Source organism: Pseudoduganella sp. GCM10020061, assembly GCF_042683405.1.
Classification (GTDB): domain Bacteria; phylum Pseudomonadota; class Gammaproteobacteria; order Burkholderiales; family Burkholderiaceae_D; genus Telluria.
In genome coordinates, this window is the sequence record NZ_JBHUJS010000001.1 from 384,163 (window position 1) to 405,160 (window position 20,998).

Here is a 20,998-nt window from a genome sequence, read left to right on the forward strand (position 1 = left end):
ATGGCCGGTCCCATCCTGCACGTGCTGGACCACTCGATCCCGCTGCACAGCGGCTACGCCTTTCGCACGCGCGCGATCCTCGAACACCAGCGCGCGCTGGGCTGGCAGACCGTCCACGTCACCGGCCCCAAGCAGGGGAGGGTGAATGCATTGGTGGAGGACGCGGACGGGCTGCGCTTCCATCGCACGCAGGCTCTCGACCCCCGGGTCGCACGGCTGCCGCTGCTGGGGCATATGGCGCTGGTGCGCGCACTCGCCGCGCGCGTGCAGCAAGTCGCGCGCGAAGTGCGCCCCGCGCTGATCCACGCGCATTCGCCGTCGCTCAATGCGCTGGCGGCACTGAGCGCGGGCCGCAATCTCGGCCTGCCGGTGGTGTACGAAGTGCGCGCCTTCTGGGAAGACGCGGCGGTGGACCATGGCACCACGACGGAGGGCAGCCTGCGATACCGCATCAGCCGTGCGCTGGAAACCCATGCGTTGCGCCGGGCCAGCGCGGTCACGACGATTTGCGAAGGCCTGCGCAGCGATATCGCGGGCAGGGGAATCGATGCCAGCCGGATCACCGTGATCCCGAATGCGGTCGACACCGCGGCGTTCAGCGGCGGCGCGCTGCGCGACGAAACGCTGGCGCGCAGGCTCGGCATCGCGGGCAAGCGCGTGCTCGGCTTCATCGGGTCGTTCTACGCCTACGAGGGGCTGCACGTGCTGCTGGCCGCGCTGCCGATGATGCTGCGGGCCGACCCGGCGGTGCGCGTGCTGCTGGTGGGCGGGGGCGAACAGGAAAAGGCACTGCGCGCGCAGGCGCGCATGCTGGGCGTGGAGGGCTGCGTCGTGTTCACGGGCCGCGTGCCGCACGGGGAAGTGACGAAGTACTACGACCTGGTCGACGTGCTGGTCTATCCGCGCCTGAAAATGCGGCTGACCGACCTGGTCACGCCGTCCAAGCCGCTGGAAGCGATGGCGCAGGGCCGCATCCTCGCGGCATCCGACGTGGGCGGGCACCGCGAACTGATCGAGGACGGGCGCACCGGCGTGCTGTTCGAAGCCGGCTGCCCGAACGCGCTGGCGCACAGCGTCAGCCGCCTGCTCGCCTCGCCCGAACGGTGGCCGGACCTGCGCGAACAGGCGCGACGCTTCGTCGAGCGGGAGCGCACCTGGAGCGCGAGCGTGGCGCGCTATCGCGACGTGTACCGGTCGCTGGCCGGGGAGGCGTTTGCATGAGGCTGCTCACCTTCACCAGCCTGTACCCGCACCCGGAAAAGCCCAGCCACGGCATCTTTGTCGAAACCCGGCTACGACACCTGCTCGCATCCGGGCAGGCGGAATCGCGCGTGGTGGCCCCGGTGCCGTGGTTCCCGGTCCGGCACCCGGCCTTCGGACGCTACGCCAGCTATGCGCGCATTCCGCGCCGCGAATGCCGGCATGGCATCGATGTGGTGCGGCCACGCTTTGCTTCCATCCCGCGCGTGGGGATGGGCGTGGCGCCGATCCTGCTGGCTGCGGGCGCGCGCCGCTGCGTGGGGAACATTCTCGACGCCCACGGCTTCGATGTCATCGACGCGCATTACTTCTATCCGGACGGCGTGGCCGCGGCCATGCTGGGCCGCTACTTCAACAAGCCCGTCGTGATCACGGCGCGCGGCTCCGATATCGGCGTGATTCCGGCGTATCCCCTGGCGCGCCGGCAGATCGTCTGGGCGGCCCGGCAGGCGCGCGGGCTGGTCGCGGTGTGCGATGCGCTGCGCGTAGCGATGGTGCGGCTGGGGATCCCGGCGGCAAAGATCGGCACACTGCGCAACGGCGTGGACCTCGAGCTGTTCCGTCCCGTCGAGCGCGATGCCGTCCGCGCGCAACTGGACATCGCCGGCTTTACCTTGCTGGCGGTGGGGAACCTGGTGCCGCTCAAAGGCCACGAACTGATGATCGAAGCGCTGCCGCTGCTGCCCGATGTCCGCCTGCTGATCGCCGGGGCGGGACCGCTGCGCCGCCATCTGGAGGCCGCGGCGTCGCGGCTCGGTGTCGCGGGGCGGGTGCGCTTCCTCGGAGCGCTACCGCAGGATGCGCTGCGCGGCTATTACGGCGCGGCCGACGCGCTGCTGCTGGCGTCGTCCAGCGAAGGCTGGGCCAACGTGTTGCTCGAATCGATGGCGTGCGGGACGCCCGTGGTGGCGCCGCGCGTGGGCGGTATTCCCGAGGTCGTCGCCGATCCGGCGGCCGGGCTGCTGTACCGCGAGCGGACTGGCGCAGCGATCGCGGAGGCGGTCAGGCAGCTGCGCGCAGGCCAGCCGGACCGCGGCGCCACCCGGCGCTATGCGGAGCGCTTCAGCTGGGACGACACCACGCGGGGACAGCTCCGCCTGTTCCGGTCCATCGTCGGCGCACCAGCATGAGCCGGCGGCCGTTCACGCGCGCGTTGTTGTCGGTGGTGGCACCGGGCGGCGCGCGCGGCCTGTCGATCCTGGTCTATCACCGCGTGCTGCCGCATGCGGACCCGCTGTTCCCGGCCATCGTGGACGCGGAGCGCTTTTCGCTTCAGCTCGACCTGCTGCGCCGCTGCTTCAACGTGCTGCCGCTGCCGGAAGCGCTGGCGCGGATGCGCACAGGAAGCCTTCCGCCGCGCGCGGCCTGCATCACGTTCGACGATGGGTACGCCGACAACGAAGCGGTGGCGCTGCCGCTGTTGCGCGCACACGGCCTGCACGCAACCTTTTTCATCGCTACCGGCTTCCTGGACGGGGGACGGATGTGGAACGACACCGTGATCGAAACCGTGCGCCGGGCGCCAGTCGATACCCTGGCCTGCGATTGCCTGGGCCTGGGCATGGTCCCCGTCGGCACGCCGGTCGAAAAGCGAATGGCGGTGGACCTCCTGCTTGGTGCGCTCAAGTACCGGCCGATGCACGAGCGAGTGGAGCTGGCCGCACGCATTGCGGACGGCAGCCACGCCCGCCTGCCCAATGACCTGATGATGACGACGGCGCAGGTGCGCTCGCTGCATGCGGCCGGGATGGAGATCGGCGCGCACACCGTGCATCACCCGATCCTGGCCACGCTGCGCGCGCCGGCCGCGCGCCACGAGATCGCCTGCGGCCGCGATGCGCTCGAGGCCATCACCGGAGGCAAGGTCGGACTGTTCGCCTACCCGAACGGCAAGCCGGGGCAGGACTACCTGCCCGAGCATGTCGGCATGGTGCGCGCGCTCGGGTTCGACGGCGCCGTCTCGACGGCATGGGGTGCGGGCGGGGATGCGTTCCAGCTGCCTCGCTTCACGCCCTGGGACCGGAGCCCCCTGCGCTTCGCGCTGCGGCTGGCGCATAACCTGACTTATCCGGCGGCGCTGGCCGCGTAGGCGCTAGCCGCCGCGCAGGCGCCTGAGCAGGCTGTCGGCGCTCTCGCCGACCGGCTCGCCGTGACGGCGCAGCAGCTGGATGTTCAGGACCAGGTTCTCCAGCACCAGCTTGGCCGACACGGCCAGCAGGGTGAGCATCTTGTCCTCGGTGCTGAAGTTTTCCATCGAGGCTGCCATTTCGCACAGGTGGCTGGCGACCAGTTCGCGCAGTTCCTCCTCCTTGAAGGGCAGGTCGGCGAAGTCGATGGGGTCTTCGCGTTCTACTTCGTGCATCAGTGCGGCAAGTTCCGCAGGCTTGATCGGCATGGACCGGCTCCCGGTTGTGGGCTCGGGATCATCATAGACCGAAACGGGCCGGCGCCGTGCGCACATAAAAGCAGGGACAAGCCCCGTCGCACCGATGTGATATAGAATTTGGCGGATCATGGCGCGCATCCATTTCACCCAGCAGCTGGCGAGGTTCCTCCCGGTACCGCATGTCGATACCGGTGCGGCCAGCCTGCGCGAAGGGCTGGAGGAGGCGTTCGCCGCCAACCCCGCACTGCGCAGCTACGTGCTGGACGACCAGGGCGCCATGCGCGCCAACGTGACGATCTTCGTGGACGGCAAGCGGACGCGCGATCCACGCCTGCTCGACGATCCGCTCAATCCCGCCAGCATGGTGTACGTCCTGCAGGCGCTATCAGGAGGCTGACCATGGGTGACCGTGCTTTCGTTTCGACCCGCAAGGGACTGTTCGAATTGTCCAGGCGCGGCGGCGCGTGGGAGATCGGGGACGTCCACTTCCGCGGCGATCCGGTGTCGATGACGCTGCACGACCGCCGCGACGGCACCCTCTACGCGGCACTCAATCTGGGCCACTTTGGCGTCAAGCTGCACCGCAGGGACCCCGGTTCGGCCGCCTGGACGGAAATCGCCGTTCCGGTCTACCCGCCCAAGCCGGACGGCAGCGAGGACAAGACCGACTGGAGCCTGAAGATGATCTGGTCGCTGGAGGCAGGCGGCGACGACCAGCCCGGCGTTCTGTGGGCGGGCACGCTGCCCGGTGGCCTGTTCAAGTCCGAAGACCGCGGCAGCTCCTGGGAACTGGTGCGGGCGCTGTGGGACCAGCCCGGCCGGCCGGGCTGGTTCGGCGGCGGCTACGATACCCCGGGCATCCACAGCATCTGCGTCGATCCGCGCGACAGCCGCGAAATCCTGGTGGCGATTTCGTCGGCGGGCGTGTGGCGCACCGTCAACGGCGGCCTGTCGTGGTCACTGAGCGCGAAAGGACTGCGCGCGGAGTACATGCCCCCTGAAATGCAGTTCGACGAAGTGGCGCAGGACCCGCATCGCATGGTCCGCTGCAAGGGGCAGCCGGATCACCTGTGGATCCAGCATCACAACGGTATCTTCCGCAGCACCGACAATGGGCGCAACTGGACGGAGCTGAAGGCGCCCGATTCCAGCTTCGGGTTCGCGGTGGCGGTGGACCCGGCCGACGGGAACAGGGCGTGGTTCGTGCCGGCGGAGAAGGACGAGCGGCGCTTCCCGGTGGGAGCGGCGATGTCGGTGCACCGCACGCGCGGCGATGGCAGCGAGTTCGACCAGCTGCGCAATGGACTGCCGCAGGAGCATTGCTATGACCTGGTGTACCGGCACGGGCTGGCTGTCGATGACGACGGGAAGGGGTTGCTGGTGGGGTCGACGACCGGGGGACTATGGGCGTCGGCGGATGGGGGGGATAGCTGGAAGGCGGTATCGAACTTGCTGCCGCCGGTGTATGCCGTAAGTTTCTGGTAGCGCGCCAGATAGGCGGTTGCGTTATCGGGGACGGTCCCCTGCCTGAGCGGATACTCCCCCGGAGTATCCCGGCTTCCTGAAAAGAGCGCAAAAAAAAGGGGGGTATGCCGTCCGGACGCGTCGTCCGTGGCATACCCCCCCTCTGTCCTTGCTTACATGTTGCGGCGGTACTGGCCGCCGACCTCGAACAGGGCGGTGGTGATCTGGCCCAGCGAGCAGACGCGCACTGCGTCCATCAGCTTCTCGAACACGTTCTGGTTGTCGATCACGGCCTGCTGCAGGTCGGCCAGCATCTGCGGCGCCTTGCCTGCATTGCGGGCGTGGAAGTCGGCCAGGCGCGTGAGCTGCGACTGCTTCTCGTCGTCGGTCGAACGGGCCAGCTCGATCGTGGCCGGCGTTTCGGTCGCCTTCGGATTGCGGAAGGTATTCACGCCGATGATCGGCAGCGAGCCGTCGTGCTTCTTGTGCTCGTACAGCATCGACTCCTCCTGGATCTTGCCGCGCTGGTAGCCGGTCTCCATCGCGCCCAGCACGCCGCCGCGCTCGGCGATGCGCTCGAACTCCTGCAGCACCGCTTCCTCGACCAGGTTGGTCAATTCCTCGATGATGAACGAGCCCTGGATCGGGTTCTCGTTCTTCGCCAGGCCCCACTCGCGGTTGATGATCAGCTGGATCGCCAGCGCGCGGCGGACGGATTCGTCGGTCGGCGTGGTGATCGCTTCGTCGTAGGCGTTGGTGTGCAGCGAGTTGCAGTTGTCGTAGATCGCGATTAGCGCCTGCAGCGTGGTGCGGATGTCGTTGAAGTCGATTTCCTGCGCGTGCAGCGAGCGGCCGGACGTCTGGATGTGGTACTTGAGCTTCTGGCTGCGGTCGTTCGCGCCGTACTTGTCGCGCATCGCCACGGCCCAGATGCGGCGTGCCACGCGGCCCAGCACCGTGTACTCGGGGTCCATGCCGTTCGAGAAGAAGAACGACAGGTTCGGCGCGAAATCGTCGATGTGCATGCCGCGCGCGAGGTACGCTTCAACAAACGTGAAACCGTTCGACAGCGTGAACGCCAGCTGCGAGATCGGGTTCGCGCCCGCTTCGGCGATGTGGTAACCGGAGATCGACACCGAATAGAAATTGCGCACCTGGTGATGCACGAAGTACTCCTGGATGTCGCCCATGACCTTCAGCGAGAACTCGGTCGAGAAGATGCAGGTGTTCTGGCCCTGGTCTTCCTTGAGGATGTCGGCCTGCACGGTACCGCGCACGTTGGCCAGCACCCATGCCTTGATCTTCGCGGTTTCGTCGTCGGTCGGCTGGCGCTTGTTGTCCTGCTCGAACCTGGCGATCTGCTGGTCGATCGCGGTATTCATGAACATCGCGAGGATGGTCGGGGCAGGGCCGTTGATCGTCATCGACACCGAGGTCGATGGCGCGCACAGGTCGAAGCCGTCGTACAGCACCTTCATGTCGTCCAGCGTCGCGATCGAGACGCCCGAGTTGCCGACCTTGCCGTAGATGTCGGGACGCAGCGCAGGGTCGGCGCCGTACAGCGTGACCGAGTCGAACGCGGTCGACAGGCGCTTGGCGTCCAGGCCTTCCGAGACCAGCTTGAAGCGGCGGTTGGTGCGGAACGCGTCGCCTTCGCCCGCGAACATGCGGGTCGGGTCTTCGCCTTCGCGCTTGAACGCGAACACGCCGGCGGTGTACGGGAACGAGCCGGGCACGTTTTCCAGCATCAGCCAGCGCAGGATTTCGCCGTGGTCCTCGAACTTCGGCAGCGACACCTTGCGGATCTTGGTGCCGGACAGGGTGTTGTACACCAGGCCGGTGCGGATTTCCTTGTCGCGGATTTTCACGACGTATTCGTCGCCGGCGTAGGCGGCCTGCATGTCGGGCCACATCTGCAGCAGCTTCTTCGCGCCTGCGTCGAGCTGGCTGTCGCGTTCGGTGATCAGGTCGTCGAAGTCGGCGGACTTCGACGCCGCTTGCAGCATCGCCTTGGCGGCGGACAGCTGCTGGCGCTCGCGTGCCAGCTTGACCTGCTTGGCGGTGGTCTTGTGGTAGCCGCGCACGGTGTCCGAGATCTCGGCGAGGTAGCGCGCGCGTGCCGGCGGCACGATCACGTTCTTGCCGCTCGAGAAGCGCACATCGACCTGCGGCAGCTTGCCAGGCGCGGCCTTGAGGCCGAACTCGGCCAGCTTCGGCAGCAGGCCCTGGTACAGCGCGGTGACGCCGTCGTCGTTGAAGCGCGAGGCCTGGGTGCCGTACACCGGCATTTCTTCCGGACGCTTCGAGAACAGCTCGCGGTTGCGCTGGTACTGCTTGGCCACGTCGCGCAGCGCGTCCTGCGCGCCCTTGCGGTCGAACTTGTTGATCGCGACGAAGTCGGCGAAGTCGATCATGTCGATCTTCTCCAGCTGCGAGGCGGCGCCGAATTCCGGCGTCATCACGTACATCGACACGTCCACGTGCTGCACGATGGCCGCGTCGCCCTGGCCGATGCCGGAGGTCTCGACGATCACCAGGTCGAAGCCCGCCACCTTGGCCGCCGCGATCACGTCCGGCAGCGCCTGCGAGATCTCGGAGCCCGCCTCGCGGGTCGCCAGCGAGCGCATGAACACGCGCGCCTGGCCGTTCCACGGCGCGATCGCGTTCATGCGGATGCGGTCGCCCAGCAGCGCGCCGCCGGACTTGCGGCGCGACGGGTCGATCGAGATCACGGCGATGTTCAGCGCGTCGCCCTGGTCGAGGCGGATGCGGCGGATCAGTTCATCGGTCAGCGAGGACTTGCCCGCGCCGCCGGTGCCGGTGATGCCGAGGACCGGCACTTTGATGCCTTCGGCGGTGTCGTGGATCTGCCTGACGAGGCCTGCGTCGGCCTTGCCGTTCTCCAGCGCGGTGATCAGCTGGGCCAGCGGGCGGTGGCGCTCGGCGATTTCGCCGGACTGCAGCGCGTCGAGCGAGGTCGGGGCGTAGGAGGACAGGTCGACGTCGCATGCCTCGATCATCGAGCGGATCATGCCCACGAGGCCCATGCGCTGGCCGTCTTCCGGGCTGAAGATGCGGGTCACGCCGTATTCGTGCAGCTCCTGGATCTCGGACGGGACGATCACGCCGCCGCCGCCGCCGAACACCTTGATGTGCGCGCCGCCGCGCTGCTTGAGCAGGTCGATCATGTACTTGAAGTACTCGACGTGGCCACCCTGGTAGCTGGAGATGGCGATGCCCTGCACGTCCTCGGCCAGGGCCGCGGTCACCACCTCGTCGACCGAGCGGTTGTGGCCGAGGTGGATCACCTCGACGCCGTTGGTCTGGAGGATGCGGCGCATGATGTTGATCGAGGCGTCGTGGCCGTCGAACAGCGATGCGGCGGTGACGAAGCGCACCTTGTTGGTGACGGTGTGCTCGGGATTCGTGAGGCGGGAGGCGTTCGTGATGTCGTTCATGATGGGCGCGATCCGGTGAAATTCGGGATAATTGCTGATTATATGCCGTTAACGAGTGACGTTAACGTAAACGTAAGCTGATACATCACCCCGCGAAGGCGGGGGCCCATACCGGGTCTGCGTGATGGTGCTGCATGCTCGGTATGGGTCCCCGCCTCCGCGGGGACGACGGGGTCAGGCGACCTGCTTGGCGGGAGCTGCCAGTTTTTCGAGCAGTTCGGCCTTGCGGACGCGGAACTGGGCGACCGCCTTTTCCTTGACGTGGCCGAAGCCGCGGATCTGCTCCGGCAGCTGCGCCAGTTCCACCGCCAGCGGCAGGTTGTCGGCGGACAGCTTGGGCAGCAGCGCTTCGATCATCTCCCGGTATTCCGCAATCAGGGCGCGCTCCATCTTGCGCTCCGCCGTGTAGCCGAAGATGTCCAGCGCACCGCCGCGCAGGCCCTTGAGTTTGGCCAGCAGCTTGAACGCCGACCACACCCACGAACCGTATTCCGCCTTGACCAGGTGGCCCTTGCCGTCCTTCTTGGCAAGGAGCGGCGGGGCGAGGTTGAACTTGAGCGAGAACTTGCCTTCGAACTGCGATTCGAGCTGCTCGACGAAACGCCCGTCCGTGTACAGGCGCGCGACTTCGTATTCGTCCTTGTACGCCATCAGCTTGGAGTAGTACTTCGCCACCGCGGTCGCGAGCTTGTTGCCGGCGCCGAGCGCGCTTTCGGCCGCACGCACCTTCAGCACCAGCGCTTCGAACTGCGCGGCGTAGATGGCGTCCTGATAGCCGGTCAGGTGTTCGACGCGGCTGCGCACCAGCGCGTCGAGCGACTGCGGCATCTGCACCACGATCGCCTGCGACGGCGTCGCCACGCGCTCCACGCGCTTGAGGTCCACCGCGGCGCGGCGGCCCCACAGGAAGCTGCGCTTGTTGGCGGCGACGGCCACGCCATTGAGTTCGATCGCGCGCAGCAGCGCCGCTTCCGACAGCGGAATCAGGCCCTTCTGCCAGGCGTAACCCATCATGAACAGGTTGGCCGCGATCGAGTCGCCCATCAGCGCGGTCGCCAGCTTGGTCGCGTCGATGAAGTCGGCGTGGTGCGACGCTTCGCCGCCCACCGATTCCAGGATCAGCGCCTTCACTTCGGCGGCCGGATACTGCCAGTCGGCGTTCTGCGCGAAAGTGCCGGGCGGCTGCTCGTGCAGGTTGACCACGACGGCGGTGCGCTCGGGGCTCATCTTGGAGATGGCGTCCTGCGCGCCGGTGGTGAGCATGTCGCAGCCCAGCACCAGGTCAGCTTCGCCGGTGGCGATGCGCTGCGCGCGCAGGTCGTCCGGCTTGTTGGCCAGCTTGACGTGCGAGGTCACCGAGCCGTTTTTCTGCGACATGCCGGTCATGTCCAGCACCGACGCGCCCATGCCCTGCAGGTGCGCGGCCATGCCCATCAGCGCGCCGACGGTAATCACGCCGGTGCCGCCGATACCGTTGATGAGGATGTTGTACGGCTGCGTGATCGCCGGCAGTACCGGCGCGGGCAGCGCGCCCCAGCCGTCGTCTTCGCCCTTCTTCTCGACGCCGGCCTTGGACTTCTTCAGCGCGCCGCCTTCCACCGTCACGAACGACGGGCAGAAGCCCTTCACGCAGGAGTAGTCCTTGTTGCAGGAGCTCTGGTCGATGGTGCGCTTGCGCCCGAATTCGGTTTCCTTCGGCAGGATCGACACGCAGTTGGACTGGATGCCGCAGTCGCCGCAGCCTTCGCACACCGCTTCGTTGATCACCATGCGCTTGGCCGGATCGGCAAACTCGCCCTTCTTGCGGCGGCGTCGCTTCTCCGCCGCGCAGGTCTGGTCATAGATGATGACCGTGGCGCCCGGGAGCTCGCGCAGTTCGCGCTGCACCGCGTCCATGTCCTTGCGGTCGTGCAGGGTGACGATGGACGGCAGGGCGGAGCGGTCCTCGTAGCGCGACAGGTCCTCGGTCACCAGCGCGATGCGCTTCACGCCTTCGGCCGCCATCTGCTGCGCGATGTGCGGCACCGAGGTGGTGCCGTCCACCGGCTGGCCGCCGGTCATCGCCACCGCGTCGTTGTAGAGGATCTTGTAGGTGATGTTGACCTTGGCCGCCACCGCCGCGCGGATCGCCAGGTAGCCGGAGTGGAAGTAGGTGCCGTCGCCCAGGTTCTGGAACACGTGCGGCACTTTCGAGAACGCCTGCTGGCCGATCCACGGCGTGCCTTCGCCGCCCATGTGGGTGGTCAGCTTGTTCATCTCCGGGTAGATCGAGGTCGCCATCACGTGGCAGCCGATGCCGGCCAGCGCGAACGAGCCTTCCGGCACCTTGGTCGAAGTGTTGTGCGGGCAGCCGGAGCAGTAGAAGGCCGGGCGGAACGGCGTGCCGATCGCCTTTTGCAGCACTGCGTCCTTGGCATCCAGGAAGGCCAGGCGCGCCTTGATCTGCGCCTTCGTCGCCTCGTCCGTGACCAGGCGGGCGATGCGGGCGGCGATCACGCGCGCCACCTGCGACACCGAGAAGTCGGCCTTCGGCGGCAGCAGCCATTCGCCGCGCGGCGCGACCCACTCGCCCTTGTCGTCGAACTTGCCGACCACGTGCGGGCGCACGTCGTCGCGCCAGTTGTACAGCTGTTCCTTGAGCTGGTACTCGACGACCTGGCGCTTTTCTTCCACCACCAGGATCTCGTCCAGGCCCTGCGCGAACTCGCGCACGCCGTCCGGTTCCAGCGGCCAGATCATCGCCACCTTGAACAGGCGCAGGCCGATCTTCGCCGCCATGGCCTCGTCGATGCCCAGGTCTTCCAGCGCTTCCAGCACGTCCAGGTAGGACTTGCCGGAGGCGATGATGCCCAGCTTGGCGTCCGGGCTGTCGATGGTCACGCGGTTGAGCTTGTTCTCGCGCGCATAGGCCAGCGCCGCGTAGATCTTATAGTCCTGCATCAGCGCTTCCTGCTTGCGCGCCTGCAGGCCGAGCGGGTCGGACGACAGGCGCGTATTCAGGCCGCCCTCCGGCATCTGGAAGTCCTGCGGGATCTTCACCTGCACGCGGTGCGGGTCGGCATCCACCGAAGCGGACGATTCGACCGTGTCGGCCAGCGCCTTGAACGCCACCGCGCAGCCGGAAAAGCGCGACATGGCCCAGCCATGCACGCCCAAATCCAGGTATTCCTGCACATTGCAGGGGTAGAGCACCGGGATCATGCAGGCCGAGAAGATGTGGTCGGACTGGTGCGGCAGCGTGGAGGAATACGCGCCGTGGTCGTCGCCGGCCACCAGCAGCACGCCGCCGTGCTTCGCGGTGCCCGCGTGGTTCATGTGCTTGAAGACGTCGCCGCAGCGGTCCACGCCCGGGCCTTTGCCGTACCACATGGCGAATACGCCGTCGTACTTGGCCGGGCCGATCAGGTCCACGGTCTGGGTGCCCCACACCGCGGTGGCGGCCAGGTCCTCGTTCACGCCGGGGACGAACTGGACGTGGTGCGCTTCCAGGCGGCCCTTGGCCTTCCACAGGTTTTCGTCCAGGCCGCCCAGCGGCGAGCCGCGGTAGCCGGAGATGAAACCGGCGGTGTCCAGGCCCGCGGCCTTGTCGCGCTCGCGCTGCATCATCGGCAGGCGCACCAGCGCCTGGATACCGGAGAGGAAGATGGCGCCGGAAGTGGCGGTGTATTTATCGTCAAGCGTGACCGTGGTCAGGCGCGACGGGGCGTCGAGCGGCATGGGGTGTCTCCGAGGGATGGTTGTGCGCGCGCCGGGGGACGGTCCCCGGGCTGATGGCCGCTATTTTACGCAGGGGCGTATAAGGCCGTGATAGGGTTTGACGATGGGGGTATAAGCTAAACCGATGGCTTGGCGCCCGGCCAGCTGCCCGATTCGCACAGCGCGTGGGCCACCGAGACCGTGAGCCGGCGGATGGCCGCGGCGGCATTGGTCAGCGGGATATTGCGCGAGGCGCACAGCATCACCGTGCGCGAGATGGCCGGCTCGCGCAAAGGATGCGCCTCCAGCGCGCCGGTCTGCACTTCCTGCTGCACCGGCGCCACCGGCAGGATGGTCGCGCCCATGTCCGCCAGCAGCGCGGACTTGAGGATGGCGATGGAATTGATCTCGATGATGGTGGACAACTGTAGTCCCTGCGCGCGGGCGACGCTCTCGATGCGCGGGCGCACGCCCTGCTGTTGCGCGGGCAGGATCAGCGGCCCGGCCACTGCCTGCGCCAGCGTCACCGCGCCAGGGGCCGGGGCGAACCCGGAGCCGGCGCGGCACACGAACATCATCTGCTCCTCCACCAGCGCGGCCGCGTCGAACTGGCCGAGCTGCCCGTCGTCGAACAGCACGGCCAGGTTGATGCGCCCGGACTTGAGCTGCTCGGTGAGGTTGCCGGAGATTTCCTCGGTCAGCTGCAGCGTAATCTCGGGATATTGGGCGCGCGCCGCGATCAGCAGCGGCAGCGCCAGCGCGCCCGAGATACTGTGCGGCAGGCCCAGCGTGACCGCGCCGGACGGCCGCGTGGTCGATTGCACCACCGCCGAGCGGGCGTCGGCCAGCTGCTTGAGGATGGCCTGCGCATGTTCGTAGAACACCTTGCCGGCGTCGGTGCAGGCCACCCCCTGCGCCGAGCGGTGCAGCAGCTGGGCGCCCAGTTCGTCTTCCAGCTGCCTCAGCTGCTGCGTCAGCGCCGGCTGGGCGACGTGCAATACGCCGGCCGCGCGCGACAGCGAGCCGTGATCCACGATCGCGACGAAATAGCGCAGCTGGCGAAATTCCATGGAGAAATCTTTCTCTATGAGGATATGTGTTGCAGTTTATTAACAAAATGCTTACGGGCAATCAACACAGCCGTTATACTTATAGGTACTGCGCCCGAATTGCCGGCATTAGACCACAGCTGGACTCCGCCATGCTCAAGAAAGTCGACACCTCACAACTTCGCGTTGGGATGTACATCCATGACCTGAATGCGGGATGGATGGAGCATCCGTTCGCGCGCAACCGCTTCCTGATCGGCAGCGAAGAGGAGATCCGCAAGATCCACCAAGCAGGGATCCGGCAAGTGGTGATTGACGCCTCGCGCGGCCTCGACGTGCAGCATGCGCCGACGCTGGCCGAAGCGCAGGCGGCCACGGAGGCGGAGCTGGTCGAACTGGCGTCCAGCGTGCCGGCACCGGTGCAGCGGGTGTCACTGTCGGCGGAACTGCAGCGCGCCGCGACCGTGCGCAGCCAGGCGGCAGGCCTCGTGCGCAGCGTGATGCAGGATGCGCGCCTCGGCCGCGCCGTGCAGGTCGAGCAGGTCGGCGCGGTGGTCGAGAACATCACCGCCTCGATCCTGCGCAATCCCGGCGCGCTGGTCGGGCTGCTGCGCATCAAGAAGGCGGACGACTACACCTTCCTGCACTCCGTGGCGGTGTGCACGCTGCTGGTCGCGTTCTGCCGCTCGCGCGGGATGGACGCGGAAACCACGTACCAGGCCGGCCTGGGCGGCCTGCTGCACGACACCGGCAAGGCGCTGGTGCCGGACCATGTGCTGAACAAGCCGGGCCGCCTGACCGACGAAGAATTCGACATCATCAAGCGCCATCCGCGCGACGGCTACGACATCCTGCGCAAGTCGCCCGAGATCGGCCCGATCCCGCTCGACATCACGCTGCACCACCATGAGCGCTGCGACGGCTCCGGCTATCCCGAGCGGCAGGCCGGGGAGCAGATCAGCGAGCTGGCGCAGATGGCCGCCATCGTCGACGTGTACGACGCGCTCACCTCGGACCGCTGCTACCACAAGGGCATGCCGGCGGCCGATGCGCTGCGCAAGATCTTCGAGTGGAGCAAATTCCACTTCAATCCCAAGCTCGCGCAGGAGTTCATCCGCTGCGTCGGCATCTACCCGGTCGGCACCCTGGTGCTGCTCGAATCGGGCCGCCTGGGCGTGGTGACCGAACCGCACGAGACCAAGCTGCTCGAGCCGAAGATCAACGTGTTCTTCCACACCGGCCGCAAGGCTTACATCACGCCCATCGCGATCGACCTGGCGCGACCGTTCGGCAAGGGCGGGGCGGACCGCATCGTCAGCCACGAGTCGCCCGCGAAGTGGAATGTCGACCCGATGCGCTTCCTGCAAATCGCCGAATAGTCCCCGCCGTCCCCGCGCACATCCCCCGGACGCACCGCGACGCAGGTGCGCAGGAGCGGCGCTGTCGTCCGCGTTGGCGGATTCCGTCATAACTGGTGCGATTCCGCCACGCCCGCGAGCGTGCGGGGGCTATCCCGCCGGCAAACGCCTCGTTTAACCCGGTATTTGCTCGTTTAACCTCGCGTGACATTCCGGCCGGTGGCCGGTCCGCGAATGAAAGAGCGCCAACCGGCGTCGCGGGCGCGAGCAGAAACGAGCAAAAACGATGAGAGACGAGGCGTTTGCCTCCAGTCACCCTGCTGGTCCTCGCTGGAGGCAGGCGGATGCGATGCCGCCGCCGGCGATATGCCGGATGCAGTACACCGTGGGATGACGGCTTAGAAGAATTCGGCGGTGGCGTTGGACGAGACAGTCTTCAGACGTCCCTGTTCGACCAGTTCGTCGTAGTGGCAGGCCTGGTTGCGGCCATGGGTTTTCGCGTAGTACAGCGCCTGGTCCGCGCGCCCGAGGATGACCACCGGCGGTTCGTAGGCATTGAGGGCGACGAAGCCCACGCTCACCGTCACTTTGCCGACCTGCGGGAACTCGTGCGCGGCGACGTTGCTGCGGAAGCGCTCGATGATCTTGCGCGTATTTTCCAGCGTGGTCGAGCGCAGCAGCACCACGAACTCTTCGCCGCCAAAGCGGAACACGCGGTCGTGCGAGCGGAACGACGACTGCAGCAGGTTGGCGATCAGGATCAGCACCTCGTCGCCGTACAGGTGGCCGAAGCGGTCGTTCACGTTCTTGAAGTGGTCCACGTCCACCACCGCCAGCCACTGCTTCTGTTCGGTGCATTCGTGGCGGCGCTCCTCCTGTCCCGGCGGCACCAGCCCGCGGCAGCTCTCGCCCATGATCTTGGCCAGCTGGTCGTCGAAAGTCTTGCGGTTCAGCAGGCCGGTGAGCGAGTCGCGCTCGCTGTAGTCGAGCAGGTTCTGGAAGTTGCGGTAAACGCTGACCACGCCGCTGATCAGCTGCGTGGTGTCGGGACCGTATGGGGAGCCATGCACGATCTCGAGGCAGGTGTCGGCCTTGTCGCCGATCCAGATCGGCAGCCACAGCACCAGTACGCCATCCGCATTCACCTGCTCGGCGCTGGCGCCATGGCTGGCCAGGCAGGCTTCCAGCGCAGGATAGTTGGCGAGCGGCTCGCCCAGGCCGTCGGTGTTTTCCTCGATGCGTGCCGGGGTATCGCGGTCGACGAAGGCGCGTGGCCGGATGAAGCGCTGGTTGCGCACGGTGGCGATGGTGAGTACGCGCGTCCGCACTGCCTGGGCGAGCTCCTGCACGGCCGCCACCACCGACAGGTCGAGCCTGGTGTGGTCGCGGTGACCCGTCATGTCCACCATGTGTTTCAGGAGGGAATCCATGTGTTCCGTAAAGTACGCGACTCCATTTTTTCCCCGTCGCAACAGGCGCGGTGGCTTGGAGCATTCAAATGATTAAGGGGAGCAGGATAATTCGTTTTTGCAATTTAGGCAATGAAACCTTGCACCTCGGAAGCTACCGACTGGGCGTGTTGCGCACGCGCACAACAGTTTCATTTCGCGTAGGAAATTTGTCCTCTGTCAAACCAAATTCAGCTAACAATTTTCCATGAGGCAAGGTTGTTTGCTGTCAAGGTGAGATGCCATGTGGAAACTTATAGTGGCCCCAATGGCGCGGCAAACGCAACAGGCAACACGCGGCGCCAGGGATGTCCTTTAACTTAAAGGAGGAGGTAATCATGAAATCCATCGCCAAGTTTGTCCGTTATTTCAGGCGGGACCAAACCGGCATCACCACGATCGAGTACGCAATGATCGCGGCGGTGATTGCGATCGGCCTCATCACCGTCGGCGAAGGCCTGGTGACGGCCATTGGCGCGAAGTTTACCGATATCGCCACGCAGCTTTCGGCAGCCTAAACGCTCCGCACGTCTGACCCAGACGCGCTCTCCGGACAGGCAACTTGTCCGGAGGGCTTTTTCCCTTTCAGGAGACGGACATGACTTTGCCCATTGCGCTCCTCGTCCCACTGGGCCTGCTGGTGGTGCTGGCAGCGGGACGCGACCTTGCCGAACGCACCATTCCGAACCGCTTGATCGCAGCAGCGCTGGCGCTGGCGTTCGTCCTGCAACTCTGGCTGGCTCCGGCCGGCTGGCTGATGTTCCTGGCCGGCGCGCTCACCGGATTCCTGTTGTTCCTTCCCATGTACCTGCTGGGCGGCATGGGCGCGGGCGACGTCAAGCTGATGCTCGCGATCGGCGCGTTTGCCGGGCCGGGCCTGACCCTGCAGATCGCCGCCGCATCCTGCATCGCGGGGGGCGGCTTGTCGCTGGGCTACCTGTCCGCGCCGCGCACCAGCGCCAAGAGCCACATGCCCTACGGACCTGCGATCGCCATGGGCACGGCCACCGTGCTGGCTTACCGGTTTGCCAACGTGATCTGAACCAGCCGACACGTTGTCCATTCTCAAGTGCAAGAGAGGTGCTGCTTACTAGAATCAATTTCAAGAAGAAAAAGTCTCGGAGGGCAAGATGCTCGAAAGCGAAATGCTGCTCGCAGTTCCCGGCGCCGCGGCCCGCACGGCAAGCCATGCGCCGCGCCTGCCGATGCCCCCCAAGACCTTGCTGGAAACAGGCCTCGAGCCGCGCCTCGTGGTCGACCTGGTGGCCAAGGCCATCGCGCAGCGCGGCAAGGTCCATGTGCCGGTACTCGGCTCGCTGCTGCGCCTTCCTGTCAGCGTGCTGCGCGAGGTGCTCGGCGCCATGCAGGCCGACGGCCTGGTCGATACCGCATGGCGCGGGGAGACCGACCTCGATGTCCAGTACCAACTGACCGCGGCCGGCAGGCAGCACGCGGCGGCCGCGCTGGCCGCCTGCCGCTACTGCGGCCCGGCGCCGGTGACGCTGGAAGCCTATGCCGAGATGCTGCAGCGCCAGTCCCTGCGCGAGCTGCCCGAATACCGCATCGGCGCCGCCGACATGCACGATGCGTTTGCCGGCGCCTGCCTGCCCGACGGCGTGCGCGACGTCATCGGCGCGGCCATGCACGCAGGCCGTTCGCTGCTGCTGTACGGCGCGCCGGGCAGCGGCAAGAGCACGCTGGCGCGCAAGCTGGGCCGCCTGCAGAAGGGCGTGATCGCCGTCCCGTACGCGCTGGTGGTCGGCTCGCGCATCGTGCAGCTGTTCGACCCGGCCATCCACATCGTCCCGTCCTGCCTGCACGTGCGGCTGCACGGCGAGCGCCGCAGCGTGGACAGCCGCTGGGCCCTGTGCCAGCGCCCGCTGGTCATGATCGACGCCCAGCTCGACGCCTCCGCCATGGAGATGCGGCGCGACGACACCAACGGCGTAATGCACGCGCCCGCCCACATCCAGGCCAACGGCGGCATGCTGGTCATCGACGATCTCGGGCGCCAGCGCATCGATGCCGGCGCCATCCTCAACCGCCTGGCGTGCGCGTCCGAATCGCGTTTCGACCAGCTAGCGGTCGACGGCGGCAACAAGCTGCAGCTGCCGTTCGACGTGATGACGGTGTACGCCACCAACCTCGATCCCGGCACGCTGCTGGACAAGGCGCAGCTGCGCCGCATCGACTACAAGGTCCACATCGGGCCGCTCCCGGAAGGCCTGTACCGCCAGCTGTTCCGCCAGCAGTGCCACGCGCTGGGGATTGCGTTCGACGAAACCGTGCTCGACTACCTGGTCGGCTGCCTGCACCGGCGCAGCGGCAGGCCGATGCTGGCCTGCCATCCGCGCGAGCTGCTGGCCCGGATGACCGAGCTTGCCAGCTACGCCGGCACGGCGCCGCGCCTCTCGACCGCTGCGCTGGACCAGGTCTGGGCCAGCATGTTCGCAGCACCCATTCCAGTGGAGGACTAAATCATGAAGAACAAGCGCGCGATCTGGATGATGACCGTCGCTGTCCTGCTGGGCGTAGGCGCGGTCATGGTGGCTTCCAGGTGGCTGCTCAAGCAGCCGGGCGCGAAGACGACCCAAATCGTCCTCGCCGCCACCGATGTCAGCCTGGGGCAGCGCCTGTCGCCGGACATGATGAAGATGACCGACTGGCCGGCCGGCAGCGCGCCGCCCGGTTCCTTCCACGACCAGGCCAGGCTCACCGGCCGGGTACTCAAGACCAGCGTGCTGCGCGGCGAGCCGCTGACCGAGGCCAAGCTGGCGCCGGTCGGCACCATTGGCGGCCTGTCGGCGCTGATCACCGAAGGGCGCCGTGCGATCACCGTGCGCGTCAACGACGTGGTGGGCGTGGCCGGCTTTGCGCTGCCGGGCAATTACGTCGACATCATCGTGCACACCGAACGCGAGACCCACGGCAGCGAACGCAAGGCCCAGGACATCTCCAAGATCGTCCTGGAGCGCATCCTGGTGCTGGCGGTGGCGCAGGAAGTCGACCGCGACGAGACCAAGCCCAAGGTGGTCAACGCCGTGACGCTGGAAGTCACGCCGGAGCAGGCCGAAGCGCTCGACCTGGCGCGCAGCGTCGGCACGCTCTCGCTGGTGCTGCGCAACCAGATCGACCCGCGCCCGTCGGGCACCGATGGCGCCACCAAGAAGACGCTGCTGGCGGAGGCCGATCCGCCGCCCCCGCCGCCGGCCGCGCCGCCCCCGGCCCGCGTCCACAAAGTCGTCGCGCCCGCGCCCGCGCCACGCAACTGCGTCGGCGTGATCAGCGGTACCCGCACCACGAAGGAGTGTTTCCAATGAAGCTGATCCCCCGACTCCTGGCGGCATCCGCGCTGACCCTTTGCCTGCCCCAGGTACAGGCGGAAGCACCCGCGCCGGCGCCAGCCGCGGGCCCGGCGGCCGCCCAGGCCGGCGCCAGTCCCGCGGCCCGCGGCAAGCCGGACAAACGGACTGCCGGCCAGCAGGCCAGGCTGGACACCGGACCGCGCTGTTCCGGCATCTCGCCGGCGCCGCTGCGCCTGCCGCTACAGCTCGGCAAGTCCACCCTGATGCGGCTGCCCGAGTCCGCGGTCAACCGCAGCGTGGGCAACCCGCAGGTGGTGCAGGCCATGCTGGTCTCGCCCGACACCATGTACGTGGTCGGCGTCGATATCGGCACCACCAACATGATCGTACAGGGGCGCAGCGGTGCCTGCACCGTGGTCGACATCGTGGTCGGCCTGGACGCGTCCGCGCTGCAGTCGGCGCTGGCACAGGCGATGCCGGACGAGAAGAACATCCATGTCGCCGCCGCCGCCGATTCGGTGGTCCTCACCGGCACCGTGGCCGATGGCGCCGCCGTGTTGCGCGCGACCGAGCTGGCCACCGCCTTCGTGCGCCGTCCCACGATGTCGCTGCTGTCGCGAAACGACGCGGACGCGCCGGACACGCGCCTGCAGCAGACCCGCGAGAACGCCAGCGTCCGCGTTATCAACCTGCTCAACGTCGAGGCGCCGCAGCAGGTCATGCTGGAGGTGAAGATCGCCGAGGTGTCCAAGTCGCTGATGGAGCGGATGGAAACCGGCACCACCTTCCACATGGATTCCGGCAGCTGGGCGGCCACATTGCTGTCGAATTTCCTGAGCGGGAAAACGCAGTCGCTGCTGGATGCGACCAAGACCAACGGCAACCGCATCACCGCCGGCGCGCAGAAGCAGGACGCCTTGGTGCGCATGCTGGCCGAACCGAACCTGCTGGCGCTGAGCGGCCAGGAGGGCAGCTTCCTCGCGGGCGGCAGCATCCTGATCCCGGTCGCCCAGGAAAACAACAAGGTCTCGCTGGAGGAGAAGGAGTTCGGCGTCGGCCTGCGCTTCCTGCCGACGGTGCTGGCGGGCGGACGCATCAACCTGCGCGTTTCGCCGGAAGTCTCCGAGATCTCGCGCGAAGGCCTGGGCATCACGGCCCTCAACGTGGCCGGCAACTCGATCCTGCCGCTGATCACGCGGCGCCGCGCCAGCACCACCATCCAGCTCATGGACGGGCAGAGTTTCGCGATCGGCGGCCTGCTCAAGAATAACCTGGTGAACAACTTCCGTGGCCTGCCCGGCCTGGGCGAAGTGCCGATCCTGGGCGCGCTGTTCCGCAGCGTCGACTACCAGCAGGACAAGTCGGAGCTGGTGTTCGTCGTGACCGCACGCCTGGTCAAGCCGCTGGTCGGCCCGGTGCCGTTGCCGACCGACGCGGTGCCGACGCCGAACCGCGTGGACGTGCTGCTGGGCGGGAAATTCAACAACCTGCAGGGCCCTCCCGCGCCAGGGGGCGCCGCCGTACCCGCCACCAGCACCACGCCTGGCGGTTTCGAAACCCGATAGGAGGCCGCG

16 protein-coding genes are annotated in these 20,998 nt (G+C 67.1%); 11 read left to right on the forward strand and 5 right to left on the reverse strand.

The window, feature by feature from the left end:
- From ACFSQR_RS01670 to ACFSQR_RS01680, 3 genes are read left to right on the forward strand one after another with little or no spacing between them, the layout of a single operon-like run.
- Entirely contained in the window at positions 1 to 1,221 is a 1,221-nt protein-coding gene (locus tag ACFSQR_RS01670; RefSeq protein ID WP_377727390.1) for a TIGR04063 family PEP-CTERM/XrtA system glycosyltransferase, read from the forward strand.
- Entirely contained in the window at positions 1,218 to 2,390 is a 1,173-nt protein-coding gene (locus tag ACFSQR_RS01675; RefSeq protein WP_377727391.1) for a glycosyltransferase, read from the forward strand. The genes ACFSQR_RS01670 and ACFSQR_RS01675 overlap by 4 nt, the downstream gene beginning before the upstream one ends.
- Positions 2,387 to 3,349 carry a polysaccharide deacetylase family protein gene (locus ACFSQR_RS01680; protein WP_377727393.1) on the forward strand — a complete coding sequence of 321 codons (963 nt, stop codon included), beginning with the start codon at positions 2,387 to 2,389 and terminating at the stop codon, positions 3,347 to 3,349. Before ACFSQR_RS01675 ends, ACFSQR_RS01680 begins: the two co-directional genes overlap by 4 nt.
- A gap of 3 nt (positions 3,350 to 3,352) precedes the next feature.
- Here the strand turns inward: ACFSQR_RS01680 and ACFSQR_RS01685 are convergent, their stop codons facing one another.
- Positions 3,353 to 3,655 carry a hypothetical protein gene (locus ACFSQR_RS01685; protein WP_377727395.1) on the reverse strand — a complete coding sequence of 101 codons (303 nt, stop codon included), beginning with the start codon at positions 3,653 to 3,655 and terminating at the stop codon, positions 3,353 to 3,355.
- Between the two features lie 118 nt (positions 3,656 to 3,773).
- On the opposite strand from ACFSQR_RS01685, the gene ACFSQR_RS01690 reads away from it, so the two are divergent.
- Both ACFSQR_RS01690 and ACFSQR_RS01695 read left to right on the forward strand, forming a co-directional pair.
- Entirely contained in the window at positions 3,774 to 4,043 is a 270-nt protein-coding gene (locus ACFSQR_RS01690; RefSeq protein ID WP_377727397.1) for a MoaD/ThiS family protein, read from the forward strand.
- A 2-nt stretch (positions 4,044 to 4,045) separates the two neighbouring features.
- Positions 4,046 to 5,131: a WD40/YVTN/BNR-like repeat-containing protein gene (locus ACFSQR_RS01695; protein WP_377727399.1), complete on the forward strand. Its 1,086-nt coding sequence runs from the start codon at positions 4,046 to 4,048 to the stop codon at positions 5,129 to 5,131.
- Positions 5,132 to 5,283: 152 nt separating this feature from the next.
- Here ACFSQR_RS01695 and icmF read toward each other — a convergent pair whose 3' ends face one another.
- The 3 genes from icmF to ACFSQR_RS01710 form a co-directional block, all read right to left on the reverse strand.
- Positions 5,284 to 8,568 carry a fused isobutyryl-CoA mutase/GTPase IcmF gene (gene icmF, locus ACFSQR_RS01700; protein WP_377727401.1) on the reverse strand — a complete coding sequence of 1,095 codons (3,285 nt, stop codon included), beginning with the start codon at positions 8,566 to 8,568 and terminating at the stop codon, positions 5,284 to 5,286.
- Positions 8,569 to 8,742: 174 nt separating this feature from the next.
- Positions 8,743 to 12,285, reverse strand: a complete 3,543-nt coding sequence (locus ACFSQR_RS01705; protein WP_377727403.1) for an indolepyruvate ferredoxin oxidoreductase family protein — start codon at positions 12,283 to 12,285, stop codon at positions 8,743 to 8,745.
- A 116-nt stretch (positions 12,286 to 12,401) separates the two neighbouring features.
- Positions 12,402 to 13,334, reverse strand: coding sequence for a LysR substrate-binding domain-containing protein (locus ACFSQR_RS01710; protein WP_377727405.1), 933 nt, complete (start codon positions 13,332 to 13,334; stop codon positions 12,402 to 12,404).
- A 131-nt stretch (positions 13,335 to 13,465) separates the two neighbouring features.
- Here ACFSQR_RS01710 and ACFSQR_RS01715 point away from each other — a divergent pair, with 131 nt between their 5' ends.
- Entirely contained in the window at positions 13,466 to 14,692 is a 1,227-nt protein-coding gene (locus tag ACFSQR_RS01715) for an HD-GYP domain-containing protein (protein WP_377727407.1), read from the forward strand.
- Between the two features lie 377 nt (positions 14,693 to 15,069).
- On the opposite strand, the gene ACFSQR_RS01720 is transcribed toward ACFSQR_RS01715, so the two are convergent.
- Complete coding sequence (locus ACFSQR_RS01720) at positions 15,070 to 16,101, reverse strand: GGDEF domain-containing protein (RefSeq protein ID WP_377727408.1); 1,032 nt, start codon at positions 16,099 to 16,101, stop codon at positions 15,070 to 15,072.
- Positions 16,102 to 16,457: 356 nt separating this feature from the next.
- Here ACFSQR_RS01720 and ACFSQR_RS01725 point away from each other — a divergent pair, with 356 nt between their 5' ends.
- The 5 genes from ACFSQR_RS01725 to ACFSQR_RS01745 all read left to right on the forward strand — a co-directional run bounded on the left by ACFSQR_RS01725 (position 16,458) and on the right by ACFSQR_RS01745 (position 20,989).
- Positions 16,458 to 16,637 carry a Flp family type IVb pilin gene (locus tag ACFSQR_RS01725; protein WP_377727409.1) on the forward strand — a complete coding sequence of 60 codons (180 nt, stop codon included), beginning with the start codon at positions 16,458 to 16,460 and terminating at the stop codon, positions 16,635 to 16,637.
- A gap of 80 nt (positions 16,638 to 16,717) precedes the next feature.
- Positions 16,718 to 17,161 (forward strand): prepilin peptidase, encoded by a 444-nt coding sequence (locus ACFSQR_RS01730; protein ID WP_377727411.1) that lies wholly within the window; start codon positions 16,718 to 16,720, stop codon positions 17,159 to 17,161.
- Positions 17,162 to 17,249: 88 nt separating this feature from the next.
- Positions 17,250 to 18,596, forward strand: coding sequence for an ATP-binding protein (locus ACFSQR_RS01735; protein ID WP_377727412.1), 1,347 nt, complete (start codon positions 17,250 to 17,252; stop codon positions 18,594 to 18,596).
- A 3-nt stretch (positions 18,597 to 18,599) separates the two neighbouring features.
- Positions 18,600 to 19,439: a Flp pilus assembly protein CpaB gene (gene cpaB / locus ACFSQR_RS01740; protein WP_377727414.1), complete on the forward strand. Its 840-nt coding sequence runs from the start codon at positions 18,600 to 18,602 to the stop codon at positions 19,437 to 19,439.
- Positions 19,436 to 20,989 (forward strand): type II and III secretion system protein family protein, encoded by a 1,554-nt coding sequence (locus ACFSQR_RS01745; RefSeq protein WP_377727416.1) that lies wholly within the window; start codon positions 19,436 to 19,438, stop codon positions 20,987 to 20,989. The genes cpaB and ACFSQR_RS01745 overlap by 4 nt, the downstream gene beginning before the upstream one ends.
- Positions 20,990 to 20,998 lie beyond the last annotated feature (9 nt).

What these genes read in the sequence shown, in the direction of transcription:
- ACFSQR_RS01710 (WP_377727405.1), bottom strand. Translation starts at nt 13,334, where the DNA reads ATGGAATTTCGCCAGCTGCGCTATTTCGTCGCGATCGTGGATCACGGC.
- ACFSQR_RS01695 (WP_377727399.1), top strand. Translation starts at nt 4,046, where the DNA reads ATGGGTGACCGTGCTTTCGTTTCGACCCGCAAGGGACTGTTCGAATTG.
- ACFSQR_RS01675 (WP_377727391.1), top strand. Translation starts at nt 1,218, where the DNA reads ATGAGGCTGCTCACCTTCACCAGCCTGTACCCGCACCCGGAAAAGCCC.
- icmF (WP_377727401.1), bottom strand. Translation starts at nt 8,568, where the DNA reads ATGAACGACATCACGAACGCCTCCCGCCTCACGAATCCCGAGCACACC.
- ACFSQR_RS01745 (WP_377727416.1), top strand. Translation starts at nt 19,436, where the DNA reads ATGAAGCTGATCCCCCGACTCCTGGCGGCATCCGCGCTGACCCTTTGC.
- ACFSQR_RS01680 (WP_377727393.1), top strand. Translation starts at nt 2,387, where the DNA reads ATGAGCCGGCGGCCGTTCACGCGCGCGTTGTTGTCGGTGGTGGCACCG.
- ACFSQR_RS01690 (WP_377727397.1), top strand. Translation starts at nt 3,774, where the DNA reads ATGGCGCGCATCCATTTCACCCAGCAGCTGGCGAGGTTCCTCCCGGTA.
- cpaB (WP_377727414.1), top strand. Translation starts at nt 18,600, where the DNA reads ATGAAGAACAAGCGCGCGATCTGGATGATGACCGTCGCTGTCCTGCTG.
- ACFSQR_RS01730 (WP_377727411.1), top strand. Translation starts at nt 16,718, where the DNA reads ATGACTTTGCCCATTGCGCTCCTCGTCCCACTGGGCCTGCTGGTGGTG.
- ACFSQR_RS01725 (WP_377727409.1), top strand. Translation starts at nt 16,458, where the DNA reads ATGAAATCCATCGCCAAGTTTGTCCGTTATTTCAGGCGGGACCAAACC.
- ACFSQR_RS01685 (WP_377727395.1), bottom strand. Translation starts at nt 3,655, where the DNA reads ATGCCGATCAAGCCTGCGGAACTTGCCGCACTGATGCACGAAGTAGAA.
- ACFSQR_RS01735 (WP_377727412.1), top strand. Translation starts at nt 17,250, where the DNA reads ATGCTCGAAAGCGAAATGCTGCTCGCAGTTCCCGGCGCCGCGGCCCGC.
- ACFSQR_RS01715 (WP_377727407.1), top strand. Translation starts at nt 13,466, where the DNA reads ATGCTCAAGAAAGTCGACACCTCACAACTTCGCGTTGGGATGTACATC.
- ACFSQR_RS01670 (WP_377727390.1), top strand. Translation starts at nt 1, where the DNA reads ATGGCCGGTCCCATCCTGCACGTGCTGGACCACTCGATCCCGCTGCAC.
- ACFSQR_RS01705 (WP_377727403.1), bottom strand. Translation starts at nt 12,285, where the DNA reads ATGCCGCTCGACGCCCCGTCGCGCCTGACCACGGTCACGCTTGACGAT.
- ACFSQR_RS01720 (WP_377727408.1), bottom strand. Translation starts at nt 16,101, where the DNA reads ATGGATTCCCTCCTGAAACACATGGTGGACATGACGGGTCACCGCGAC.